General features: G+C 69.5%; 3 protein-coding genes. 1 reads left to right on the top strand and 2 read right to left on the bottom strand.

What is annotated here, in order from left to right:
* Together PV363_RS17030 and coaA are read right to left on the bottom strand one after the other, a co-directional pair.
* The coding region (locus tag PV363_RS17030) for a bile acid:sodium symporter (RefSeq protein ID WP_301022980.1) at positions 1-402 on the bottom strand (402 nt) is incomplete at its 3' end.
* A gap of 45 nt (positions 403-447) precedes the next feature.
* Entirely contained in the window at positions 448-1,416 is a 969-nt protein-coding gene (gene coaA / locus PV363_RS17025; RefSeq protein WP_220342533.1) for a type I pantothenate kinase, read from the bottom strand.
* A 43-nt stretch (positions 1,417-1,459) separates the two neighbouring features.
* On the opposite strand from coaA, the gene glmS reads away from it, so the two are divergent.
* Positions 1,460-2,743, top strand: a 1,284-nt coding sequence (gene glmS, locus PV363_RS17020; RefSeq protein ID WP_301022979.1) for a glutamine--fructose-6-phosphate transaminase (isomerizing), incomplete at its 3' end; no start/stop codon positions are given.

Here is a 2,743-nt window from a genome sequence, read left to right as displayed (position 1 = left end):
GAACTGCAGCGAGACCGAGCTGTCGGCGTCGAAGTAGGCGATGGCGAGGTTCGTGATCAGAGGCAGCGAGACGATCGCGATGATCGAGTTGATCGCGGTCAGCGTCACGTTGAGCGCGACGTCTCCGCGGAAGAGGTGGCTGTAGAGGTTGGCGCTGGTGCCGCCCGGTGACGCGGCGAGGAGCATCATGCCGATCGCGAGCAGCGGAGGGAGGTCGAAGAGCAGGACGAGGCCGAAGCACACTGCGGGGAGCAGGAGGAGCTGGCAGGCCAGCGCGACCACGACGGCACGGGGGTGCCGGCCGACGCGCCGGAAGTCGTCGAGGGTCAGCGAGAGGCCGAGACCGAGCATGATGATGCCGAGGGCGATCGGAAGCCCGACCGTGCTGAGCGCGGAGTCCATGGCGCACACCCTAGGGGTGAGGGCCATCACAGCGCGAGGTCCGGGTCAGAGCTTGCGCAGACGGACCCATCGCACGGAGTGGTCGGCGTCCTTGCGCAGCACCAGGGTGGCGCGCCCGCGGGTCGGCTCGATGTTCTCCTTGAGGTTCGGGCCGTTGATCGAGTCCCACAGCAGCGAGGCCTGCGCGGTCGCCTGCTCGGCGTCCAGAGCGCCGTAGCGCACGAAGTACGAGTCGGGGTCGCGGAACGCGGTCTCGCGCAGGCGCAGGAAGCGCTCGATGTACCACCGGCGGATGTCCTTGCGGGCCGCGTCGACGTACACCGAGAAGTCGAAGAAGTCGCTGATCGCGAGCCCCGGTCGGCCGTCGCCCCGGACTCGCGCGGGCTGCAGGACGTTGAGGCCCTCGATGAGGACCACGTCGGGCCGGTTCAGCGTGACGACCTCGTCGGTGACGTCGTACGAGAGGTGCGAGTAGACCGGGGCCTCGACCGTCTCACGCCCGGACTTGACGGCCATGACGAAGCGCAGCAGGGCCTTGCGGTCGTACGACTCGGGGAACCCCTTGCGCTCGAGCAGGCCCCGGCGCTCCAGCTCGGCGTTGGGGAGCAGGAACCCGTCGGTGGTGACGAGCGACACGTTGCTGTGGCCCGGGCTCTTGGCGAGCAGCTCGCGCAGCAGCCGGGCGGTCGTCGACTTGCCGACCGCGACCGATCCCGCGATGCCGATCACGTACGGCGTGCGCTGCGGCTGCGGGCGGCGCAGGAACGCCTCGGTGGACCGGTAGAGCTCGCCCGCGTAGCCGATGCGCATGCTGATCAGCTGCGTCAGCGGCACGTAGACCTTGCGGACCTCCTCGAGATCCAGCTCGTCCCCGAGGCCTCGGACCTCGTCGATCTCGCGCTGCGACAGCGGCTGCGGCGCCTCGCCCGCGAGGGCGGCCCACGCGCCGCGCTCGAGCTCGACGTACGGCGAGGTGTCCCCGGAACCCGGCTGCGTGAGCGACATGGACCCCATTGTGGCGGCCGACCTCGTCAGCGGGGTCGGTACCCTGTTGCTCATGTGTGGAATCGTGGGTTATGTCGGTGAACGGTCCGCCTTGGACGTCGTCCTCGGGGGTCTGCGCCGTCTCGAGTACCGGGGCTACGACTCGACCGGCGTCGCGCTCGTGAGGGACGGTTCGATCGTCTCCGCGAAGAAGGTCGGCAAGCTGGCCAACCTGGACGCGGAGCTCGCCGAGCACCCGTTGCCGGAGTCGACCACCGGCATCGGGCACACCCGTTGGGCCACGCACGGGCCGCCGAGCGACCGCAACGCGCACCCGCACGTCTCCGAGGACCACCGGGTCGCCGTGGTCCACAACGGCATCATCGAGAACTTCGCGGAGCTGCGGGCCGAGCTCGAGGCGGAGGGCGTCGAGCTGCAGTCCGAGACCGACACCGAGACGGTCACCCACCTGGTCGACCGCGAGCTGCTCAAGGGAGCCGTCGACCTCACCGAGGCGGTGCGCCGGGTGTGCCTGCGCCTCGAGGGCGCGTTCACCCTGGTCGTCGCCGACGGCGCCGACCCCGACCGCGTGGTCGGAGCCCGCCGCAACTCGCCGCTGGTGGCCGGCCGAGGAGACGGCGAGAACTTCCTCGCCTCCGACGTCTCCGCGTTCATCGACTACACCCGAGACGCCGTCGAGCTCGGGCAGGACCAGGTCGTGACCATCACCCGCGAGGGCATCGACGTCATCGACTTCGAGGGTGCCCCGTCGAAGGTCACCGAGTACCACGTCGACTGGGACATCTCCGCCGCCGAGAAGGGCGGCTACGACTGGTTCATGCTCAAGGAGATCGACGAGCAGCCCAAGGCGGTCGCCGACACCCTCCTCGGTCGCCACGACTCCCAGGGGCGCCTGATCCTCGACGAGATGCGCCTGTCCGACGACGAGCTCCGTCACGTCGACCGGATCCTGATCATCGGGTGCGGGACGGCGTCGTACGCCGGGATGGTTGCCAAGTACGCGATCGAGCACTGGACGCGGATCCCGTGCGAGGTCGAGCTCGCATCGGAGTTCCGCTACCGCGACCCGATCGTCGGCCAGTCGACCCTCGTGATCGCGATCAGCCAGTCGGGCGAGACCGCCGACACCCTCCAGGCGATCCGGCACGCACGGCAGCAGGGCTCGAAGGTCCTCGCCATCTGCAACACCAACGGGTCGACCATCCCGCGCGAGTCCGACGCCGTCATCTACACCCATGCCGGCCCCGAGATCGCGGTGGCCTCCACCAAGGGCTTCCTCACCCAGCTGATCGCCTGCTACGTCCTCGGCCTCTATCTCGCGCAGGTCCGCGGCACC

This window comes from Mumia sp. (genome assembly GCF_028803055.1).
Lineage (GTDB): Bacteria > Actinomycetota > Actinomycetes > Propionibacteriales > Nocardioidaceae > Mumia.
Note: the sequence above shows the minus strand (reverse complement) of the source record. Positions and strands in the feature narration are given on the sequence as shown.

Excerpts from the sequence above, each read along its gene's own strand:
- coaA (WP_220342533.1), bottom strand. The coding sequence starts at position 1,416 with ATGGGGTCCATGTCGCTCACGCAGCCGGGTTCCGGGGACACCTCGCCG.